Annotated in this window: 20 protein-coding genes; 9 read left to right on the forward strand and 11 right to left on the reverse strand. The window is 71.8% G+C overall.

Annotation, left to right across the window (positions count from 1 at the left end; genetic code table 11):
- Positions 1-55 precede the first annotated feature (55 nt).
- The 3 genes from HLB44_RS34640 (at position 56) to HLB44_RS34650 (ending at position 3438) form a co-directional block, all read left to right on the forward strand.
- Positions 56-667 carry a L,D-transpeptidase gene (locus HLB44_RS34640; RefSeq protein WP_173134787.1) on the forward strand — a complete coding sequence of 204 codons (612 nt, stop codon included), beginning with the start codon at positions 56-58 and terminating at the stop codon, positions 665-667.
- Between the two features lie 5 nt (positions 668-672).
- Positions 673-1380, forward strand: a complete 708-nt coding sequence (locus HLB44_RS34645) for a hypothetical protein (protein WP_246312644.1) — start codon at positions 673-675, stop codon at positions 1378-1380.
- Positions 1381-1524: 144 nt separating this feature from the next.
- A complete protein-coding gene (locus HLB44_RS34650; RefSeq protein ID WP_173134790.1) occupies positions 1525-3438 on the forward strand; it encodes a tetratricopeptide repeat protein in 1914 nt (637 codons plus the stop codon).
- Here HLB44_RS34650 and HLB44_RS34655 read toward each other — a convergent pair.
- On the reverse strand, positions 3435-3959 hold the full coding sequence (locus tag HLB44_RS34655) for a 2'-5' RNA ligase family protein (protein ID WP_173134793.1): 525 nt from the start codon (positions 3957-3959) through the stop codon (positions 3435-3437). The two genes, HLB44_RS34650 and HLB44_RS34655, sit on opposite strands and share 4 nt — an antisense overlap.
- 79 nt (positions 3960-4038) lie before the next feature.
- On the opposite strand from HLB44_RS34655, the gene HLB44_RS34660 reads away from it, so the two are divergent.
- From HLB44_RS34660 to HLB44_RS34680, 5 genes are read left to right on the forward strand one after another with little or no spacing between them, the layout of a single operon-like run.
- Entirely contained in the window at positions 4039-4839 is an 801-nt protein-coding gene (locus HLB44_RS34660; RefSeq protein WP_173134796.1) for a putative signal transducing protein, read from the forward strand.
- A 4-nt stretch (positions 4840-4843) separates the two neighbouring features.
- Positions 4844-5473 (forward strand): LysE family translocator, encoded by a 630-nt coding sequence (locus HLB44_RS34665; RefSeq protein ID WP_173134799.1) that lies wholly within the window; start codon positions 4844-4846, stop codon positions 5471-5473.
- 7 nt (positions 5474-5480) lie between these two features.
- The gene (locus HLB44_RS34670; RefSeq protein ID WP_173134803.1) at positions 5481-5879 is read left to right on the forward strand and encodes a hypothetical protein; all 399 of its coding nucleotides are present in this window, start codon (positions 5481-5483) and stop codon (positions 5877-5879) included.
- A 44-nt stretch (positions 5880-5923) separates the two neighbouring features.
- Complete coding sequence (locus HLB44_RS34675; protein WP_173134805.1) at positions 5924-6361, forward strand: hypothetical protein; 438 nt, start codon at positions 5924-5926, stop codon at positions 6359-6361.
- Positions 6362-6363: 2 nt separating this feature from the next.
- Positions 6364-6657: a chorismate mutase gene (locus HLB44_RS34680; RefSeq protein ID WP_343051753.1), complete on the forward strand. Its 294-nt coding sequence runs from the start codon at positions 6364-6366 to the stop codon at positions 6655-6657.
- 26 nt (positions 6658-6683) lie between these two features.
- Here the strand turns inward: HLB44_RS34680 and HLB44_RS34685 are convergent, their stop codons facing one another.
- From HLB44_RS34685 to HLB44_RS34730, 10 genes are all read right to left on the reverse strand, one after another.
- On the reverse strand, positions 6684-7067 hold the full coding sequence (locus HLB44_RS34685) for a VOC family protein (RefSeq protein ID WP_173134808.1): 384 nt from the start codon (positions 7065-7067) through the stop codon (positions 6684-6686).
- A 37-nt stretch (positions 7068-7104) separates the two neighbouring features.
- Positions 7105-7773, reverse strand: coding sequence for a beta-phosphoglucomutase (gene pgmB, locus HLB44_RS34690; RefSeq protein ID WP_173134810.1), 669 nt, complete (start codon positions 7771-7773; stop codon positions 7105-7107).
- Complete coding sequence (locus HLB44_RS34695) at positions 7770-10085, reverse strand: glycoside hydrolase family 65 protein (protein ID WP_173134813.1); 2316 nt, start codon at positions 10083-10085, stop codon at positions 7770-7772. Before HLB44_RS34695 ends, pgmB begins: the two co-directional genes overlap by 4 nt.
- A gap of 7 nt (positions 10086-10092) precedes the next feature.
- Complete coding sequence (locus HLB44_RS34700) at positions 10093-11214, reverse strand: ABC transporter ATP-binding protein (RefSeq protein ID WP_173134816.1); 1122 nt, start codon at positions 11212-11214, stop codon at positions 10093-10095.
- Between the two features lie 17 nt (positions 11215-11231).
- Entirely contained in the window at positions 11232-12056 is an 825-nt protein-coding gene (locus HLB44_RS34705) for a carbohydrate ABC transporter permease (protein WP_173134818.1), read from the reverse strand.
- Complete coding sequence (locus tag HLB44_RS34710) at positions 12053-13012, reverse strand: carbohydrate ABC transporter permease (RefSeq protein ID WP_173134821.1); 960 nt, start codon at positions 13010-13012, stop codon at positions 12053-12055. The genes HLB44_RS34705 and HLB44_RS34710 overlap by 4 nt, the downstream gene beginning before the upstream one ends.
- A gap of 5 nt (positions 13013-13017) precedes the next feature.
- The gene (locus tag HLB44_RS34715; RefSeq protein ID WP_217283931.1) at positions 13018-14319 is read right to left on the reverse strand and encodes an ABC transporter substrate-binding protein; all 1302 of its coding nucleotides are present in this window, start codon (positions 14317-14319) and stop codon (positions 13018-13020) included.
- Positions 14320-14384: 65 nt separating this feature from the next.
- The gene (locus tag HLB44_RS34720; protein WP_173134823.1) at positions 14385-17003 is read right to left on the reverse strand and encodes a hybrid sensor histidine kinase/response regulator; all 2619 of its coding nucleotides are present in this window, start codon (positions 17001-17003) and stop codon (positions 14385-14387) included.
- A gap of 3 nt (positions 17004-17006) precedes the next feature.
- Positions 17007-17771 (reverse strand): response regulator, encoded by a 765-nt coding sequence (locus HLB44_RS34725; RefSeq protein ID WP_173134825.1) that lies wholly within the window; start codon positions 17769-17771, stop codon positions 17007-17009.
- 72 nt (positions 17772-17843) lie between these two features.
- Positions 17844-18872, reverse strand: a complete 1029-nt coding sequence (locus HLB44_RS34730; protein ID WP_173134827.1) for a LysR family transcriptional regulator — start codon at positions 18870-18872, stop codon at positions 17844-17846.
- 64 nt (positions 18873-18936) lie between these two features.
- Here HLB44_RS34730 and HLB44_RS34735 point away from each other — a divergent pair, with 64 nt between their 5' ends.
- Entirely contained in the window at positions 18937-20034 is a 1098-nt protein-coding gene (locus HLB44_RS34735) for an alpha/beta hydrolase family protein (RefSeq protein ID WP_173134829.1), read from the forward strand.
- Positions 20035-20209 lie beyond the last annotated feature (175 nt).

Consider the following 20209-nt stretch of genomic DNA (forward strand, 5'->3'; position numbering starts at 1 on the left):
GATGGCGGGACGGCAGATGGGCGGGATTCGGTTTCTGCGCGCGATCGGGGTTGGTTTGGCCCTCGCCTGGGCGGCCTGCTGCGGCGCTGCCGAGCAGCGCCAGGCCGATTTCGGCGGCCAGCCGGCGTCGGCTGAAGCCCGCGCCGTCGCGCAATGGGCCTACGCCGAACGCAACGCCGAAGGCCGGCCGTTCGCGGTCGTCGACAAGAAGAACGCCCGCATCCACGTCTTCGGCCCCGACGGCCGGCTGGTCGGCGCCTCGGCAGCGCTGCTCGGCCTGGCGCGCGGCGACGATTCGGTGCCCGGCATCGGCGCCCGCCCGGTCAGCCTGATCGCGCCGCAGGAACGCACCACCCCTGCCGGCCGCTTCGAGTCGGTTCCCGGCCGCAACGACAAGGGCGAGGCGGTGGTCTGGGTCGACTACGAGACGGCGATCGCGATCCACCGCGTACGCCCCGGCCCGGCGGCCGAGCGCCGTGCGCAGCGCCTGGACAGCGACACCCCGGCCGACAACCGCATCTCGCTCGGCTGCATCGTCGTCAGCGAAGGCTTCTTCGAGCACGTGGTCGCGAAGACGCTCGGCCGCGGCCGCGGCGTCGTCTACGTGCTGCCCGAGACCCGCGACTGGCAGGCCGAGTTCGGCCTGCGCAGCCCGCTTCAGCTGTGAACTTGATGTTCGCCACCGCCACCCGATCGATGCGCCGCCTGGGGGCACTGCTCTTCAGCGCGCTGGCGCTGCTGCCCGCCGGCGCCGCCGACCTGACGAAGATCGAGCAGCGCTGGCTGCAGGGCGCCGCGCCGGTGCTCGAATTCGCGCGCCAGCACAAGCTGCCGCTGGACATCATCGTGCAGCCCAATCCGCTGCCCGGCGTTGCGCCGCTGGCGCTGGCCTACATCAAGGGGCGCTGCAAGCTGGTGCTGTCGATGCGCGGCAATCCGGAAGCGCAGGCGACGCTCGAGCGCATCGAGCCCGAGCTGCTCGACGCGGCGCTGGAGATGATGGCCGCGCACGAGCTCGGCCACTGCCGGCGTTATGTCGACGGTGCCTGGCACGGCCTGCCGGCCGGCTTCTCGGCGCCGGACGCCAGCGTCGTCAGCCCCGAGCTGCGCGCCACCTACCTCGGCATGCGCGCGGCCCGCCGCGAAGAGGGTTACGCCGACCTGGTCGGCCTGGCCTGGATCGAACAGCGCCGGCCGCGCGAGTACGCGCGCCTCTATGCCTGGCTGCGCGCTGAACGTGAACGCGACCTGCTGCCCGGCAGCCACCACGACACGCTGGCCTGGCTGGATCTGTCGCGCAGCGGTGTCGCGCGCGGCGCGGACTCGATCTTCGGCGCCGCGCAGCCGATGTGGACGGCCGGGCTGGCCGTCGAAGACTGAGCCGTACCAGGCCGCTCGCAGCGGTCGCACGCGCTGGGCGGTTCGCCCGCTTGCGCGCCGCACGGCGGCTCTGGCAAGCTGCGAGCCGCTCGCCCGCCGGAGCGTGGCACTCGGGAGCTGTATGACCCCCTCGATTCCCGCGCGATGAGCTACCTGCTGCAGGTTTGGCAACAGCCGGACGACGTCACCGTGCCCGGCAGCCTGGATGCGGCCGTTGCGCTGGTCGACCGCCTGCACCACGGCGCGGCCGCGCCGAGCCCGCGCTTCGGGACGCTGGCCGAGCAGCTGAACTGCCGCTATCCCGGCAGCGGCCGCGACAGCGTCTGGGCCGATGGCCGGCTCGATCCGGCCCGCGCGGAGGCGCCGGTGTGGCCGATCGACCTGGCGCGCAGCGACCGGCTCGACGAAGTGCAGGTGCTGGTGGTCGCGCGCGCGACGGCGCTGGGCCTGAACGTGCTGGACGAGCAAGCCGGCGAGGTGCACCTGGCCGATGGCCGCGTGTACTCGCTCGGTGCGCGCGGGCCCTGCGTCAAGGGGTTCGCGGCGCGGCTGGATGGCAATCACGCAGCGGCACTGGCCGAGTTTCGTCCGCTGGCGGCCGATGGCAACCGGCAGGCGCAGTACGCACTGGCCGAAGCCTTCCTGCATGGCCTGGGGGTGCGCCAGAACAGCGTCGTCGGCTGTGCGCTGCTGTGCGCGGCGACCGGCTGGCAGCCCGGCGCGCTGGGCGGCGCGCAGGCCCCGCGCGACGCCCGCGACGCGGCGATCGGACGCCGCGTGCGCGAGCAGCTCGGCAGCGCGACGGCCGCGGCGGCCGACCAGCTGATGCGCCGCTTCGACTCGAGCCCCGGCGGCCTGCTGCTGGCGATCGACACCTGCTGCGCCGAGGTCGACTCGCGCTTCGAGGAAGCCGACGAGGCCTTGCGCCGCGGCGACGATGCGCTCGCGCTGCGGCTGCTGAGCCCGCTGGCCGACCAGGGCCACGAGATCGCCCAGCACCTGTTGGCCGGCATGGTCGCCGACGGCCGCGGCGTGCCGGCGGATGCGCAGCTCGCCGCGCGCTGGACCCAGCGTGCGGCGAAGGGCGGCCACGCGGCGGCACAGACGACGCTCGGCGGGCTGTACGAGGACGGCGAGGTGCTCGGGCAGGACCGGCTGCAGGCCGAACGCTGGTACCGCAGCGCGGTGGCGGCGGGTGATCCGGCCGCGCTCGACGCGCTCGATCGCCTGCTCGGCCGGCGCAGCGCGCCGGCCGACAACGATGCACAGGTGCAGTACACGCTGGGTCGCGACGCCGAAGCGGCCGGCGATTTCAGCACCGCGGCGCGCTGCTACGGCCTGGCGGCGAAGCAGGCGCATGCCGCGGCGCGCACCGCGCTCGGCCACCTGTGCCGGCGCGGCGACGGGCTGCCGCGCGACGACGCGCAGGCCGCGCTGTGGTTCGAGCTGGCCGCCGAACAAGGCATCGCCGGCGCGCAGTACGAGCTCGGCCTGATGCACCGCGACGGCATCGGCGTGCCGAAGAACGAGATGAAGGCCTACCAGTGGTTCGGCCATGCCGCGAACCAGCTGCACCCGGAAGCGCTGTTCGAGCTCGGCCTGATGACCGGCCAAGGGCTGGCCGTCGAGCGCGACCTGGTGGCCTCGAAAGCCCTGTGCCTGCTGGCCGAGCGGCGCGGTGCGACGCGGCAGCGCGAGGCGCACTACGCGCCGGGGGAGCTGGACGAAGTGCAGGCGCTGGTCGACACGCTGCTGGACGCACCGTCGGTGCTCGGCGCGCTGCTCGCGCGCCGGCGCCGCCTGCGCGATGCGGCGGTGCGCCGGCCGCCGCCCGCCGAGCCGGCGTCCGCGCTGGCCCCCGGCACGTGGCACCGGGGTCATGCCGCGCTGCTGGCGGCGCTGGCAGGCGTGCCGCTGGCCTTGCTGCTGAAGCCGGGCACGCTGGGCGCGCGCGGGCTGTGGGTGCTGGCCGCGATGCTCGGTGCGTATGGCGCGCTGCGCATCGGCCGCGAGCTGCTGCGGCGCCATGCGCGCGGCGAGCCACGGCCGCGCGACTAGAGCCGGAACTCCGCCAGCGTCTTCACGCGCTCGCCTTCCAGCGTGCACACCGACAGCGCCTCGACCGCGCCGGCCATCACCAGGCCGCCGGCGTTCAGCTCGTCGCACAAGGCCTTGGCCTCGGCGCGCCACGGCGTCGTGCAGACGGTGATGTGCGGCACGAAGGGCACGTCGAGCCGCAGGTGCGGCTCGAGCGGCCCGCGGTACAGCGCGTCGTGCAGCAGCGCGAGGCCGCTGAAGCCCTCGTCGGGCACGAGATAGACGTAGGCGGTGGCGTCGTGGTCGCCGGCGCCGAGCATCGCGTAGCGGCAGGCGAAGCGCACCGGCGCCATCGATGCGGCCACCCCGCGCACATGCTCGATGTAGACATCCGCGCCGATCCCGCTGCAGCCGAAGACCAGCGTGAAGTGCGCCGCCACCCGATCGAAGAAACGCGGATCGTGGCGGTGGCGCAGGCGCTCGACGAAATGGCGGTCCTCGTCGCTGAGCGTCGGATAGGCGAGCGTGTAGAGCGTGGACATCGGCGTGGCCGCGATGGCATGCCATTATCGGCACCACCGCGGGACAGGAATCGCCCCGCGCCCTCCGACACACCGACCGATGAAGACCGTCTACGAGGCCGCCAACGCCGTCGAGGCCCACATGCTGCAGGCCCTGCTGCAGCAGGAGGGCATCGCGACGCGCATCGACGGCGAATTCCTGACCGGCGCGCTGGGCGAGCTGCCGACCGCGCGGCTGGTCCGGCTGATGGCCGACGAAGACAGCTACCCGGCGGCGCGTGCGGCGATCGAGCGCTGGGAGGCGACCGATGTGATCGATCCGCTGCCCCCGCTGGCCGAACGCCACCGCGGCAACACCTGGATCGCCGCGCTGGCCGCGCTGGCCGTCGGCATCGCCGGTTCATGGGCCTTCTTCCGCTCGCCGGTCAGCGCCGACGGCATCGACCACAACCGCGACGGCGTGCTCGACGAGCGCTGGACCTTCTCGCCGCGCGGCACGCTGCTGGAGGCCACGGTCGACCGCAACCTCGACGGCAAGGTCGATCACATCGCACGTTATGACCGGCGCGGCCTGATCGAGCGCAGCGAATCCGACGACAACTTCGACGGCGTGTTCGAGACGCGCCAGCAGTACCGCGCGGGCAATGTCGAGACCACCGAGACCGACACCGACGGCGACGGCCTGGCCGACCTGCGCTCGCACTTCGAGCACGGCGTGCTGCGCACGGTGGAGTACGTCGACCCGCGTTCGGGCCTGCCGCTGCGCATCGAGCACCTGCAGCTCGGCCGCGTCGAGACCGCCGAGGTCGACAGCGACGGCGACGGCCGGCTCGACACCCGCGTGCACTATTCGCGCAGCGGCGCGCCGACGCGCTCCCAACGCATCGATGCAACGAGGTGAACCCATGCTGACGACGCTGCTGACGATCGCGGTGCTGCACTGGATGATGCTGGTCACGCCGGGCGCCAACGTGCTGCTGGTGTCGCAGCTGGCGGCCAGCGGGCACCGCCGCAGCGCGTATTTCGCCGGCTTCGGCGTCAGCGCGGTCGCGCTCGGCTGGGCGCTGCTGGCGATCCTCGGCGTGCAGGCGGTGTTCGCGGCGATGCCGCAGCTGCGCCTGGCGCTGCAGATCGCCGGCGGCGTGTACCTGCTGTATGTCGCGCTGCGGCTGTGGCGCGCGGGCGGATCCGGCGACGGCGCAGCGGGCGGCGCGATCGCCGCCGGGGCCGCGTTCCGCCTCGGCTTCCTGACCAACGTGATGAACCCGAAGTCGGCCCTCTTCTTCGGCAGCGTCTTCGCCACCGCGTTGCCGGCCGCGCCCGAGCCGGCGCTGCTCGCCGCGGCCGTCGCGCTGGTCTTCGTCAACGCCCTCGCCTGGCACAGCCTGCTCGCGGCGCTGCTGTCGCAGCCGCGCATCCAGGCCGCCTATGCGCGGCAGCGCCAGCGGCTGAACCGCATCGCGGCGGCGATCGTCGGCGCGATCGGACTGAAGCTGCTGGCGACGACGCTGCACGAGCTGCGCAGCCGGGCCTGAGACACCCATGAAGCGCGCACTGCAACTGATCGGCTTCGGCGGCGCGCTGCTGTTCGGGCTGCTGCTGGTCGTGTCCTTCGCCCACCCGCTGCTGATCGAGCGCGCGGCGCGCGAGGTCGTGCGCATCGAGGTCGAGCGCCGCGTCGGCGAGAAGGTCGAGGCGCTGTCGAACGCGCGCATCGTCGTGCTGGCGCAGAAGGCGCTGGGCCGTACCGACGCCGAGATCGAGGCCGAGCAGCGGCGGCTCGCCGCGGACGTGCCGGCGCGCGTTGCCAACGCCCTGGCCGACCTGCTGAACGCCGATTGCGAGTGCCGCAAGCGGCTGGTCGACGCAGCGCGCAAGTCGCAGGACGAGCGCTTGAAGTCGCTCGGCCAGGTGCGCGAACGCCTGGTTGTGCCGTGCTGAAGCACCTGCACCCTTGACCACTACAACCCGGAGACGATGCGACCGTGAAAGCCGCCCTGTTCCTCTTGCTGATCACCCCGGCCGCCTTCGCGCTCGACGCCGATGTCCTGCGCTGCCGCGCGCTGAAGGACCCGCCGCAGCGACTCGCGTGTTACGACGCGATGACCGTCCCCGCGGTCCCCGCGGCCGGCACGGTGCGTCCGGAGAGCCGCGAGACACCGGCCGAGTTCGGCCTCGACACGCTGGCCGGCGAGCGCCGGCTCGACGCGATCGATTCGCACATCGAAGGACGCTTCGAGGGCTGGAATCCGAAAGACAAGATTCGGCTGGCGAACGGCCAGGTCTGGCAGATCAGCGACGACAGCCGCGGCTTCATCGACAAGCAGGACCCGAAGGTGCGCGTGCGCCGCGGCGCGCTGGGCGCGTACTACCTGGAATTCGAGGGCTCGAACCGCTCGCCGAAGATCCGGCGCGTGCAGTGACGGTGCACGGCAACACCATGCCGAACGACGAGCTGAACGCGCTGCGTGCCGACATCGATGCCGTCGACGCACGCATCATCGACTTGCTGGCCCAGCGCTTTCGCATCACCGAACGGGTCGGCGACCTGAAGGCGAGCAGCGCGTTGGCGCCGGTGGATGCCGTGCGCGAAGCCGCCCAGATGGCGCGTTATCACGCGCTGGCGACCGCCGCCGGCATCGCTCCAGCCGTTGTCACCGCGGTCTTCCGGACGATCATCGACGAGGTCGTCAGGGAACACGCACGGCGCCGCAGCTGAACCCGAACCGCGCCGCCGGCGCAAGCTTACGGCGCCTTCGGCGGCTGCCACAGCTCGACGCGGTTGCCCTCCGGGTCCATCACCCAGCCGAACTTGCCGAGCTCCGACTCCTCGGTGCGCGCATCCACCTGGCAGCCTTCGTCGCGCAGCAGCTGCAGCACCGCGTCGAGATCGTCGACGCGGTAATTGACCATGAAGCGCGCACTGCTCGGCGCGAAGGTGTCGTTGCTGTCGGGCATCAGGCTCCAGATCGTCACGCCGCCGTCGGGGGTCGGCGAGTCGTTCCATTTGAAGACCATGCCACCCCAGGGCTCGAGCTCGAAACCGAGGTGCCGCCGATACCACTCGCGCAGCTTGTCGGGGTCTGCGGCCTTGAAGAAGATGCCGCCGATGCCGGTGACGCGTTTCATGTGCGCTCCCCTCGATGGTGAGTGAGCGCGCGTGATATCACAGGTAATGCTGGATGTCGAACTGGTCGAGCCCCGAGATGACCTCGTCGGCATGCGACAGCACCTCGGCATCGCCGATGCCCACCGCCCACATGCCGGCGCCCTTGATGGCCGCGACGCCGGCGGCCGCGTCCTCGACGCCGATGCATTGCACCGGCCGCACGCCCAGGCGCTGCGCCGCGGTCAGGAAGATCTCCGGGTCGGGCTTCGGCCGCTCGATCTCGGCGACCTCGACGACATGGTCGAAGCAGCGCGTGATGCCCAGCCGCGTCAGCACCAGCGCGGCATTGCGGCTGGCCGACGCGAGTCCGATGCGCAGCCCGGCGGCGCGCACGGCGCACAGCGCCTGCAGCGCGCCGGGCAGCAGCTGCGCGCTGTCCATCGTCGAGATCAGCTCGATGTAGTGCTCGTTCTTCTGGCGCGCGAGCGCGAGCTTCTGCTGCGGGCTGTAGACCTTGCCACCGCGCGCCAGGATGCGATCCAGCGAGCCCATGCGGTCGATGCCCTTCAGGCTCTCGTTGAAGGCTTCGTCGAACGGCAGGCCGAGCGAGATCGCGAGCCGCTGCCAGGCATGGAAGTGGTACTGCGCGGTGTCGGTGATCACGCCGTCGAGGTCGAAGATCACCGCGCGCGGCGGCACGAGTGGTTTGCTGGGCGGTGTGTTCATGCGGCGTGCAGCGGCAGGTGCAGCAGCGGCTCGGCGCGGTGAACGCGCTGCGGCTGCCCGTCGTGGAAGAACTCGGCCGCCTCGCCGTGCAGCAGCCGGTACGTGGCTTGGGCCGAGGTGACGCTGACTTCGAGCTGCGCATCGCGCAACCAGAGACGGAACGCGTAACGCTGCCATTGCGGTGGCAGGCGGGGACGGAACGACGCGCGGCCCGCGGGCCAGCGCAGCCCGCCGAAGCCCTGCACCAGCCCCATCCAGCTGCCGGCCATCGCCGCGGTGTGCACGCCGTGCGCGGTGTTGTGGTGCGTGTCGCCGAGGTCGAGCAGCGTGGTGCGCTCGAAGTAGTCGAGCGCCTGGTCGAGCCGGCCGATCTCGGCGGCGATGACGCCGAAGACGCAGTACGACAGCGACGAGTCGTGCGTCGTCACCGCTGCGTAGTGGTCGTAGTCGCGCGCCTTGCCGTTCAGATCGATGTCGTCACCGGCCAGCAGCAGTGCCAGCATCACATCGGCCTGCTTGCAGACCTGGTGCCGGTAGATCACCAGCGGGTGGTAGTGCAGCAGCAGCGGGTGCCGGGTGTCGGGCAGGTTCCAGCGCGGCTTGTGCAGGAAGCTGTCGTCCTGCGGATGCACGCCGAGCCGCGCATCCACCGGCAGGAACATCGCCTCGGCCGCGCGCGCCCAGGCCGGCGGCTCGTCGGCACCGAGCGCCAGCTGCTGCGTCAACTCGGCCAGCCGCGCCCGATGGTGGGCGGCCAGCCAGTCGAGGACCTGCAGCGCGAAGCGCAGGTGGCGCTGCGCCATGCGGTTGGTGTACCAGTTGTTGTCGACCAGCGCGGTGTACTCGTCGGGACCGGTGACGCCGTGGATGCAGAACGCGCCGCCGCGCAGCGCATCGTGGTGGCCGAGGTCGGGCCAGATGCGCGCGGTCTCCAGCACCAGCTCGGCGCCTTGCTGCAGCATGAAGTGATCGTCGCCGCTGGCCTCCCAGTACAGCTGCACCGCATGCGCGATGTCGGCATTCAGGTGCACCTGCGCCGTGCCGGCGAGGAAGTAGGCCGAGCATTCGCCGCCGGCGATCGTGCGCCACGGGAAGCGCGCGCCGCGTGCATGCGCCAGCTCGCGCGCCCGCTCGCGTGCGGCCGGCAGCAGCCGGTGTCGGTAAACCAGCAGGCTGCGCGCGATCGCCGGCTGCGTGGCGACGAAAAAGGGCAGCACGTAGACCTCCGTGTCCCAGAAGGTGTGGCCTTCGTAGCCCTCGCCGGTCAGGCCCTTCGCAGCGATGTTGGTGCGGCCGTCGCGGCCGGCGGATTGCAGCAGGTGCCAGGCGTTGAAGCGCAGGGCCTGCTGAAGGCGATCGTCGCCTTCGAGCACCAGATCGGCGTCCGACCAATAGCGCTCGAGGTAAGCGGCCTGCTCTTCACGCAGCATGGCGAAGCCGTCGCGGCGTGCGGCGGCCAGCGTGGCCATCGCAGTGGCCGCGAGTTGATCTTCCGGATGGTCGAGGCTCGTGTGATACGTGCCGAAGCGGTCGAGCCGCAGCATCTGCCCAGCGACCAGCGGCAACTCGAAACGGCGGCTCAGGCAGTCGGATGCGCCGCAGCTGTCCACCGCGTGGCCCCCATCCACCGTGGCAGCGTCGAGGCTCCAGGCGAGGCTGCTCAGCAGCGCCAGGCCGCTGCGCCGCGTGCGCTGCATCAGGTGCAGCGCTTCAGCATCCTGCTCGACCGATTGCAGCAGCAGTGGCGCTTCGGCCACGTGGCTGCCGACGCGCGGATCGTCTCCGGCGGCCAGATTGCCGACGCGCGCATCGAGGTTGATCACCAGCGCGATGCGGCCGTCGAAGTTCAAGGCCGTGACTTCGGTGCGCGCGGCCCACAACGTGCGCCGCTGCTGGCAGACCAGGCGCTGGCTTGCGATGCGCACACGCCGGCCGCCCGGCGACTGCCATTCGATCTGCCGCTCGAGCACGCCGCGGCGAAAGTCCAGCGCTTGTTCGTAGTGCAGCAGCGTGCCCTGCAGCGGATCGAAGCACTCGTCGTCGAGCCAGATCTGCAGCCGCTTGCCCGAGGGCACGCTGAGCATGAACTGGTTCTCGCGCGCCAGCCCGAAGGCGGTCTCCGGATGGTGGATCGGCGCCGTCTCGTAGAAGCCGTTCAGGTAGCAGCCGTCGTGCGCACCGCCCGCCGGCCCTTCGTCGCCGACGCCGCGCAGGCCGATGAAGCCGTTGCCGATCGCGAACAGCGTGGCGTCCAGCGGCTGCGCGGCCGCATCGAAGCGCTGGCGCCGCAGCGCCCAGGTGTCGAGATTCATGAGGTGCTCAGGCAGCCAGCCGCGGCAGCGCGCGGCCATCGGGAGCGAAGCAGTGCAGCGCTTCGGGCGGCAGCATGAAGGCCAGCGCGTCGCCGATGTTGAGGTCCTCGCGCGCCGTCTTCGCCAGCAGCGGCGGCGCGGTTTCATCACCACCCTCGGGGCGCAGGTAGACGTAGGCATGCTCGCCGAGGTTCTCGACGTGCACGATGCGCGCCCGGCCCGGGCCTTCGCCCAGGCGCAGGTGCTCGGGGCGGATGCCCAGCGTCACCGGCATGCCGGCTGCGATGCCTTCGGGCCGCACGCGCGCGGTCCAACCGACGCCGCCGGCGCCGCGCGCATGCAGCACGGTGTCTTCGATGACGCTCACTTCGGCAGGCAGGAAATTCATCGCCGGTGAGCCGATGAAGCCGGCGACGAAGCGGTTCGCGGGGCGGTGGTAGAGCTCCAGCGGCGTGCCGACCTGCGCGATGCTGGGCGCATCGCCGCGGTCGGCGGCGGGGCGCAACAGCACGATGCGGTCGGCCAGGGTCATCGCCTCGACCTGGTCGTGCGTGACGTACACGGTGCTGGCCGAGCCGAGCTCACGGTGCAGCTTGGCAATCTCGAGCCGGGTCGCGACGCGCAGCGCGGCGTCGAGGTTCGACAACGGCTCGTCGAACAGAAAAAGTTTGGGTTGCCGCACGATCGCACGGCCGATCGCGACACGCTGCCGCTGCCCACCCGACAGCTCACGCGGCTTGCGCTGCAGCAGCCCCTCCAGATGCAGGATCCGGCTCGCCTCGGCCACGCGGCGTTGAATCTCCACCGCACCGAGCTTGCGATGCCGCAACCCGAAGGCCATGTTCTCGTGCACGCTCATGTGCGGATACAGCGCGTAGCTCTGGAAGACCATCGCCAGGTCGCGCTCGGCCGGCGGCAGGTGGCTGACGATGCGGTCGTCGATGCGGATCTCGCCGCCGCTCAAATCCTCGAGCCCGGCGATCAGCCGCAGCAAGGTCGACTTGCCGCAGCCCGAAGGCCCGATGAAGACGCAGAACTCGCCCGGCGCGAGGCCGAGGTCGATGCCCGACAGCACGGCGGTGCCGTTGAAATCCTTGCGCACCTGGCGCAGCTCGACACGGTGATTCATGAAGTTCTCAGGCTCTCTCAACCCTTGACCGCGCCTTGCGTGAGACCGGAAACGATCAGCCGCTGGAAGGCCAGCACCAGCGCCACCAGCGGCAGCGTGACGATCACCGAGGCCGCCATCAGCGCGCCCCACGGCAGCTCGTATTTCGACGGTGCGCTGATCAGCGCGATGGCCACCGGCACGGTGCGCTGCTCGGTCGACAGCGTGAAGCTCAGCGCGAACAGGAACTCGTTCCACGCGGCGATGAAGGCCAGGAGCCCGGTGGCGGCGACGGCCGGCCACATCAGCGGCAGGAAGATGCGGAACACCAGCGTCAGCACGCCGACGCCATCCATCGCCGCGGCCTCTTCCAGCTCCTTCGGCAACTGCCGCATGAAAGTCACCAGCACCCAGGTGGTGAAGGGCAAGGTCAGCAGCAGGTCGGCGAGCACCAGCGCGCCGAGCCGGTCGTACAGGCCGAACGCGCGCACCAGCTCGAACATGCCCGACAGCACCGCGACCTGCGGGAACATCGACGCGGCGAGGATCACCGTCAGCAGCACGCCGCGGCCGCGGAACTGCACGCGGCCGAGCGCCCAGGCGGCCATCAGCGCCAGCAGCAACGACAGCGCGACGACCGCGCCGGCGACGAGCAGCGAGTTCCACAGGTTCTCGCCGAAGGGCTGGTCGCGGAACAGGCCGGCGTAGTGCACGAGCGTGGGCTTGTCGGGCCACAGGCGCGGGTCGAACAGCGCATCGCGCGATTTCAGCGAGCTGCCGATCGCGTACAGCAGCGGCCACAGCGAGGCTGCGACCAGCGCGGTGGCGCCGATGGCGTAGCCGACTTGGCGAGCAAGCTTCATTGCGCCCCCTCGCCATCACGCCGGCGCAGCGCGCCGAGCGTCAATATCGTCACCAGCGCGATGATGAAGAACAGCACCGTCGCCGCCGCCGAACCGTAGCCCGTCAGCTGGAAATCGATCAGCTGCTCGCGCACGTAGACCGACATGCTGCGTGTCTCGCGGCTGTTCGAGGTCATCACGTAGATCAGGTCGAACACGCGCAGCGCGTCGAGCAGGCGGAACACCACGGCGACGATCACGCCGGGCAGGATCAGCGGCAGCGTGATGCGGCGGAACACGGTGAACGCCGGCACGCCGTCGACCTGCGCTGCCTCGTAGCAGTCCGACGGCACGCTCTGCAGCGCGGCCAGGATCAACAGCGCCATGAACGGCGTCGTCTTCCAGACGTCGACCACGACGATGGTCCACATCGACAGCGCCGGGTCCGCGGTCCAGGCGATCGGCACCGTGATGAGGCCGAGCGCCAAGAGGTAGTGGTTCACGATGCCGAACTGGTCGTGCAGCATCCAGCTCCACATCTTGGCCGAGACCACCGTCGGCACCGCCCAGGGCACCAGCATCGCCGCGCGCAGCAGCGTGCGCACGGGAGACGGGCGGTTGATCAGCAGCGCGACGCCCAGGCCCAGCATCGTCTCGAACGCCACCGACAGGATCGCGAAGCGCAGCGTATTGGCCACCGCGCCCCACCAGTCGCGATCGGCCAGCACGCCGTATTCGCCGAGGTAGTGCTCCAGGCCGACGAACTGCGGCGGCTCGGTCGAGCCGAGCTGGGCGTCGGTGAAGCTGGCGGCGATCGTGCGCGCCAGCGGCCAGGCGGCCACTGCCGCCAGCAGCAGCAGCATCGGCGCGAGCATCCAGCGCGCCTGGCGGCGACGCTGCGCCTGCAGGCTGTGCCGGGCGTCATGCGCCGACACGGGGTCAGCCGCGGACCGCAGCTCCCCGTTCGTGCGGGGCATCGCCTTCAGTTCCATTTGCCGCCGCGCGAGAGTCGCTGCAGCGTGGCTTCGAGCCGCGTGAGCGCATCGTCCGGTGCCGACCGGCCGGACAGCACCTCGTGCGCGGCGTTCCAGAACTGATTGCTGACCTGGTTGTAGCGCGGGCCGCTGATCGCGGTCGGCCGCGCGACGGCATTCGTGAAGGTGTCGGCGAGCTCGGCCATGAAGGGATTGACGCGGGCAATCTCGGCGTCGCGGTAGAGCGCCGGCAAGGTGGGGTTGAAGGAGCCGGTCAGCGCCCGCTCCTTTTGCACGGCAGCACTGGTCATGTAGAGCACCAGATCGGTGGCCAGCGCCGGGTGGCGCGAGTACTTCGAGACGGCGAGTGATTCGCCGCCCAGCGTCGCCGCAGGCCGGCCGCCGGCGCCGCTGCCGCGCGGCAGCACCGCGACGCCGACCTTGCCGCGAATCGTGCTCTCCGGCCCCTGCGCCGGCGCCCACGCATAGGGCCAGTTGCGCATGAAGACGGCGTTGCCGGCCTGGAACACGCCGCGTGCTTCCTCCTCGGCGTAGTTCAGCACGGCGGTCGGCGAGATCGTGCCGACCCAGCCGGCAGCCGTCTTCAGCGCCAGCGCGGCCTGCGCATTGCGCACGCTGACGCGGCCGTCGGCATCGACCACCGTGCCAGCGCCGTGGCTGACCAGCCATTCGAGCGCATTGCAGCTCAAGCCCTCGTAAGCGCGGCCCTGCCACACGTAGCCCCACAGCCGCTCGTTGCCGGCGGCGCGCTCGGCCTGCATCACCTTGCGCGCGCCGGCGGTCAGCTCGTCCCACGTGAGCGGCACCTTCAGGCCGTGCTTGTCGAGCAGGTCCTTGCGGTAGAACAGCAGCCCGGCATTGGCGAACCACGGCATCGCGACCAGCCGGCCCGGCTTGCCTTCACGCGCACCGACGGTGTTGTTGGCGATGAAGCTCGGGAAATGCTGCTTCTCGACGCCGTGCATGAAGGGCCGCAGGTCGAGCAGGTGCGCGGCCAGCAGGCCGGGCCAGACGACGTCGACCTGGAACACGTCGATCTTGTCGGAGCCGGCGCTCAGCACCTGCTGGAACAGCGCCAGCCGCTCGCTGGCATCGTTGGGCGTCGCCACCACCTGCACGGTGTGGCCGGTCTTGCGCGCCCACTGCTCTGCCGCCTGCTTGCACAGCTCGAGCTCCTGGCCGACGGAACCGCAGGAGATCTTGATCGACTCGGCCTGCGCCAGGCCCAGCATCAGCCCGCTCGCCAGCGCGGCCAGCCCTTGGCTGATACGGCGGGCGGTGGGTGTCATGCGCTGATGTCTCCGAGAGTCGTTGTGCTGTGAGGGCATCAGACCGGCGGCAGATGAACCGTGGATTACGAATGTTCGTGGCGCGGGCCAATCCTTGAAACATCGGCCAGCGCCTGCATACCGAAGGGCTTCTGCAGGAAGCCGAAGTCGCGCAGCCAGGCCGTCGGCTGGCCCAGCATCTCGGGCGCCAGGCCGGACATCAGGATCACCGGCAGATGCGGCCAGCGACGGCGCAGCGTGCGCGCGAACTGCAGCCCATCCTGACCGCGGCCGAGGCAGATGTCCGACAGCACCAGCTGCGGCAGCGTGTGCTGGTGCTCGTCGAGCCAGGCCAGCGCGTCCTCGGCCGAGCGCCGGCTCTCGGTGCGGGCACCCGCTTCGGCCAGCAGGTCCAGCAGCGTCGCGCGGTAGGCATCGTCGTCCTCGACGACCAGCATCCTCAAACCCGCCAGTCCGTCGGCGCCCGGCTGCGGTTCAGCCTGCGCCGCGGGCAGCGCGCGCGCCAGCGTGGCGGCGACCGGAAAGCGCAGGCGCACCGTCGTGCCGGCGCCGGGCCGGCTGTCGAGCGTGATGTCGCCGCCGCTCTGCTTGACGAAGCCGTAGACGATCGACAGCCCGAGGCCGCTGCCCTTGCCCTCGCCTTTGGTCGTGAAGAAGGGCTCGAAGACCTTGTCGCGCAGCGCTTCGGGCAGGCCGACCCCTTCGTCGGCGACCGCCAGCTCGATCGAGCCGTCATCGGGCCGTGTCGTGACCAGCCGCAGCCGGCCGCCCTGCGGCATCGCGGCCGCACCGTTGAGCACCAGGTTCAGCACCGCGTTCTCGAGCTGGCCGCGGTCGACGTGCACGCAGACGCCGGGCGCATCGAGTTGCAGCTCGACCTCCACCGCCTCGCCGGCCGAGTACTCGACCAGGTCGTGCATCTCCTCGAGCATGCCGTCGATCTCGACGCGCTCGGCCTGCAGCGGCTGGCGACGTGCGAAGGCCAGCAGCCGGCGCGTCAGGCCGGCGGCGCTGGCGGCCGCGCGCTGGATGCGCTGCCACAGCTGCTGCGGCCGCGGCGCGCCGGCGAGCTCCGCTTCCAGCAGCGCCAGGTTGCCGAGCATGGTGCCGAGGTAATTGTTGAAGTCGTGCGCGACGCCGCCGGTCAGCTGCCCCAGCACTTCGAGCTTCTGCGATTGCTGCAGCTCGCGCTCGATGGCCCGCCGCGCGGACAGATCGGTGACCAGCGTGACGCTGCCGCCGGCCGGCATCGTGCGGCTGCGCAGGTCGTAGACGCCGCCGTCGGGCAGCACCAGCTCGGCGTGGCCGTTGCCTTCCCACACTTCGGCCACCGTCGACTCCGCGCCCGGCGAGGCCTGCCAGCGCGCGCCCGCAGGCAGCCCGGCGAGCAGCACGTCGGCGGCCGTACCAGCGATCGGCACGCTGCCCAGCGGCGCCAGCAGCTCCTCGAAGCGCCGGTTCCACAGCAGCAGGCGGCGCTGGCGATCGAACACCGCGAGCCCGTCGGTCAGGCTCTCGAGCACCGCTTCGAGCTGTTCACGCTGCGTGTGCAACTCGCCGACCAGGCGCTGCCGCGCCAGCGCCTGGTCGCGGAAGACCTCGAAGCTGCGCGCCAGCTCGCCCAGCTCGTCGCGCCGCCGCGTCGCCGGCGTCGGCTGGCCGGTGTCGCCCTGCGCCAGCCGCGACATCACCGCGGTGATCGTCTCGACCTCGCCGACCAGGCGCCGCACGTAGCGCGTGGCCAGCATCGCGATGACGATCGCCACCAGCGCCAGCACCAGCACCCCCGTCTCGCCGGAGCGCACCGCGCGCGCCAGCAGCTCGCTGCGATCGGCGGCGGCGCCGCGCAGCTGCGCGACGTAACGCGAGACCTCGTCGCCGAGCTCGTCGGCATTGGCCCGCGCCAGCACCACCAGGTAGCTGCTGCGCGCTTCGAGATCCAGCAGGCGCTGGCGCTGCGCCAGCAGGCCGTCGCTGCCTTCGGCCAGCTCGGCCAGCAGCGTGGTGTCTGCGCCGGCCAGGCGCGCCCAGGCGCCGCGGCGGCGCGCTGCCAGCTGCAGCGCCTCGACATCGGCCTGCAGCCGGCCGATCGACGCGGCGTCCTCGGCCGCCAGGCCCAGCACCAGCGTCGACCACAGCGCGGTGATCGCGGCATGGTCGGCGCTGCGCTGCTCGACCGGCCGCGCAGCACCGTGCAGCCGTTCGCCCAGACGCTCCAGCTGCCGCCGCTGCACCGCGAGCCGCTGCTGCAGCTGCTGCTTGTCACGCGTCAGCGTGATCAGCGTTTCGAGCTGGCGGCCGACCTGTTCGTGCAGCGGCCCGATCACGCGCTGCAGCTCGCGCGCCGGCCGCAGGTCGACGCTGCGGCGGCGGATCTGCTGCAGCAGCTCCTGCGCGCTGGTGCGGTGCGCTTCGAGCTCGCGCTCGGTCGCCGATTCGCTCAGTTTGGGCGCGACCAGCGCCAGCTGCGTGGTGCGCTGCGCCAGCTCCAGCGCATGCGAGATGTTCGGCAGCAGGTCGTGCTCGACACCGGCCAGCGCCCGCTGCGTGCTGCGCATGCCCCACCAGCCGACGCCCGCCAGCGCGATCGCCGCCAGCAGCAGCACGCCGAAGGCCGCCAGCAGGCGCCAGCGCACGCGGTCGATGAAGGCGCCGCGCACGACCGGTCCGGTGCCGGCGTCCATCCTTCAGCCCGGGTGGCGCGTGACGTCGGCCGCGAAGACGTAGCCGAGGCCGCGTTCGGTGCAGATGAACTGCGGATGCTTGGGGTTCGGCTCGATCTTGCGGCGCAGGCGCAGGATCAGCACGTCGATCGTCCGGTCGAAGACCTCGGTCTCGAGGCTGCGCGTGCGTTCGAGCAGCTGGTCGCGGGTCCAGATGCGGTGCGGCTGCTCGACGAAGGCTTCGAGCAAGCGGTACTCGGCCTGCGTCAGCGGGCACAGCGTGCCGTCGTTCAGGCGCAGCTCGCGCTCGTCGGTGTCGAGCACCCAGTCACCGAAGCGCAGGCCCTTGCCGCACCACGGGCCGGCCGCGGGCGCCAGCGCGGGGGCCGCTGCCGGCGCCGCCGGTGCGTTGCCGTAGCGCCGCAGCACGGCCCGCACGCGGGCGACCAGCTCACGCGGGCTGAACGGCTTGACCAGGAAGTCGTCGGCCGCCAGCTCCAGCAGCAGCACGCGGTCGGTCTCGTCGCTGGAGCCGCTGATCATGATGATCGGGATGGGCGAGCCCTGGCGCAGCTGGCGTGCGAGCGTCAGCCCGTCCTCGCTCTTCAGCCGCAGGTCCAGCAGCATCAGCTCGTAGGCCCGCGCGGCCAGCGCGCGGCGCGCCTCCTCGCCGTTCGATGCGCCGTCGGCCTCGAAGCCGGCACGCCGCAGCAGGTCCTGCAGCAGCGCCACCATGTCGGACTCGTCGTCGACGACGAGGATGTGCGGCTTCGGGGTGTCGGTGTCCATCATCAGCATGGTGGGGCGAGAGATACCAGAGGCGCCGCAAGCGCAGATTTCAAATCTTTCGGCCCCGACAGGCTACGCGGCGGCGGCCGCGCGCGAATCGGGGATCGCCCCGCACGCTTCGCGGACGAACTTCACGAGCTCACGCGCCGTCTCGCCGGCGCTGGCCGGTGGCAAGGTCAGGGCCTGGATGCAGACACCGTCGCCGACGGGGTACTGCCAGCCCGGCAGCACGTCGATCAGCCGCCCGGCCTGCAGGTCCTGCTGCACGCAGTAGTCGGGCGCCAGCACGATGCCGCCGCCGGCGCGCGCCATCGCGACCAGGCTGTCGATGTCGTCGCCCGCGGTGGCCGGGCGCACCGCCACTTCGACCGGCTCGCCGCCCGAGTCGTGGCGCCAGCGCAGCATCACCTCGTCGGCGCCGCTCATCGGCACCATGCAACGCTGCTGCGCGAGCTCGGCCGGCCCGCCCAGCGCCGGGCCGGTCGCGGCGTAGGCGCCGATGCGCAGCGGCAGCACCGGCTGGGCGACCCAGTCGGGCGGCGGCCTGCGCGTGACGCGGAACGCGACGTCGATGCCCTCGCGCAGCAGGTCGATGCGCCGGTCGGTCATCAGCAGCTCGTATCGCACCTCGGGATGCAGCTGCTGGAAGCGCGCGAGCAGCGGCACCAGCACGATGCGGCCGAAGGTCGCGACGGCCGTGATGCGCAGCACGCCCTGCAGCGCCGAGCGGCCCGAGCGCATGCTGCGCCGCGCCGCATCGGCGGCCTCCAGCACGCCGCGCGCGGAGGCCGACAGGCGCCGGCCGGCCTCGGTCAGGCCGAGCGAGCGGGTCGTGCGGGCGATCAGCGGCACGCCGGCCTCGGCCTCGATCGCCGCGATGCGCCGGCTGACCGCGGCGCGCGTCAGCCCGAGCCGGCGCGCCGCCTCGGCAAAGCTGCCGGCCTCGACGACCCGCGCGAACAGCTCCAGCGCGTTGGCATCCAGCGCCGGCAGCGGCGGGCGGCGGCGCGGCGCCTCGCGGGCCAGGTCGCGCGGCACCGGGCGCAGCCGCGGGGCCTCATCGGCCGCGTTCGGCGGCAACGGTCGCTTTGTCAAGCTCATGGAAGCAATGTGTCAACTCACGGCCATCTAGTCAATCATCAGTTGACGATCTAGAGTTTTCCCCATGCTGCCCCCGAACGCCTCCCCCGACCTCGCCGCCCTCGAAGCGGCCTTCGAAACCCCAGCCGAACGCGCGCTCGGCGCGGCCAACGACACGGGTTTCGCCGCGCACCGCGGCCCCGAGCCGGCGCCGTTCCGGCTGACAACGGCCGACGGCGTGCACCTGGCCGCGCGCTGGTACGAACCGGCGACGCCGGTGCGCGCGGTGGCGCTGATCAGCGCGGCCACCGGCGTGCCACAGCGCTACTACCGCCACTTCGCCGCCTGGCTGACCTCACGCGGCTACGCGGTGCTGAGCTACGACTACCGCGGCATCGGCGAATCGCGCCGCGGTGCACTGCGCGCCGATCCGAGCCGCATGCGCGACTGGGCGCTGCTGGACATGCCGGCGGCGCTGGCCGAGGTCGAGCGGCGCCGTGCGGCGGGGGTTGCGCTCGGCCGCCCGGAGCAGCCCCGTCCCCCTCGGGGGGCGGACGACGCGCAGCGTCGGCCAGGGGGCACTGATCTATTGCCGCTGCTGCTGATCGGCCACTCGTTCGGCGGCAATGCGATCGGCCTGGTCGACGGCGTCGAGCGCGCCGACGCGCTGCTCGGCATCGCCGCGCAGTCGGGCGAGTGGCGACTGTGGCCGGGTTACCACCGCTTGTTCACGCACCTGTTCTTCCATGCGCTGCTGCCGGCGGCCGCGCACCTGTTCGGCCGCGTGCCCGGCTGGGTGATGGGCGGCAGCGGCGCCGGGCTGCCGAAGGGCGTGGCGCTCGACTGGGCGCGCTGGGGCCGGCGCCGCGGCTACCTGTTCGACGATCCGGCGTTGGCCGCGCACATCGAAGGTTATCGATCCTTCGCCGGCACCGCGCACCTGTGGAACATCACCGACGACTGGACCTACGGCCCGCCGGCGGCGGTGAACGCGCTGGCCGAGCGCTTCACGCGCGCCCGCGTGCAGCGCCCGACGCTCGATGCCCGCGCGCTCGGCGCCGGGCCGATCGGCCACTTCGGTGCCTTCCGCGCGGCGCTCGGTGCGCGTATCTGGCCGCAGTGGCTGGAGCGCATCGAGGCGGCCACGCCGGCCTTGCGGCGCGCAGGGTTGGCCAGCGCCTGACTGTCCGTCGACCAGCACGTCCAGCTGCAGCACCAGCAGTCGGTCCGTTAGCGACTTGTTTCGTGTTGAGCGCCCGAGCGGCTCGGGGTGCGGGCACGGCGGGCCGAATCCGGCGGTCGGCCCTGGGGGGCCGACTGCGTTCCGGTCCTCAGCCCGGGGGCGCGCCGTCCATTTA

Source organism: Pseudaquabacterium terrae, from assembly GCF_013266755.1.
Classification (GTDB): Bacteria; Pseudomonadota; Gammaproteobacteria; order Burkholderiales; family Burkholderiaceae_C; genus Pseudaquabacterium; species Pseudaquabacterium terrae.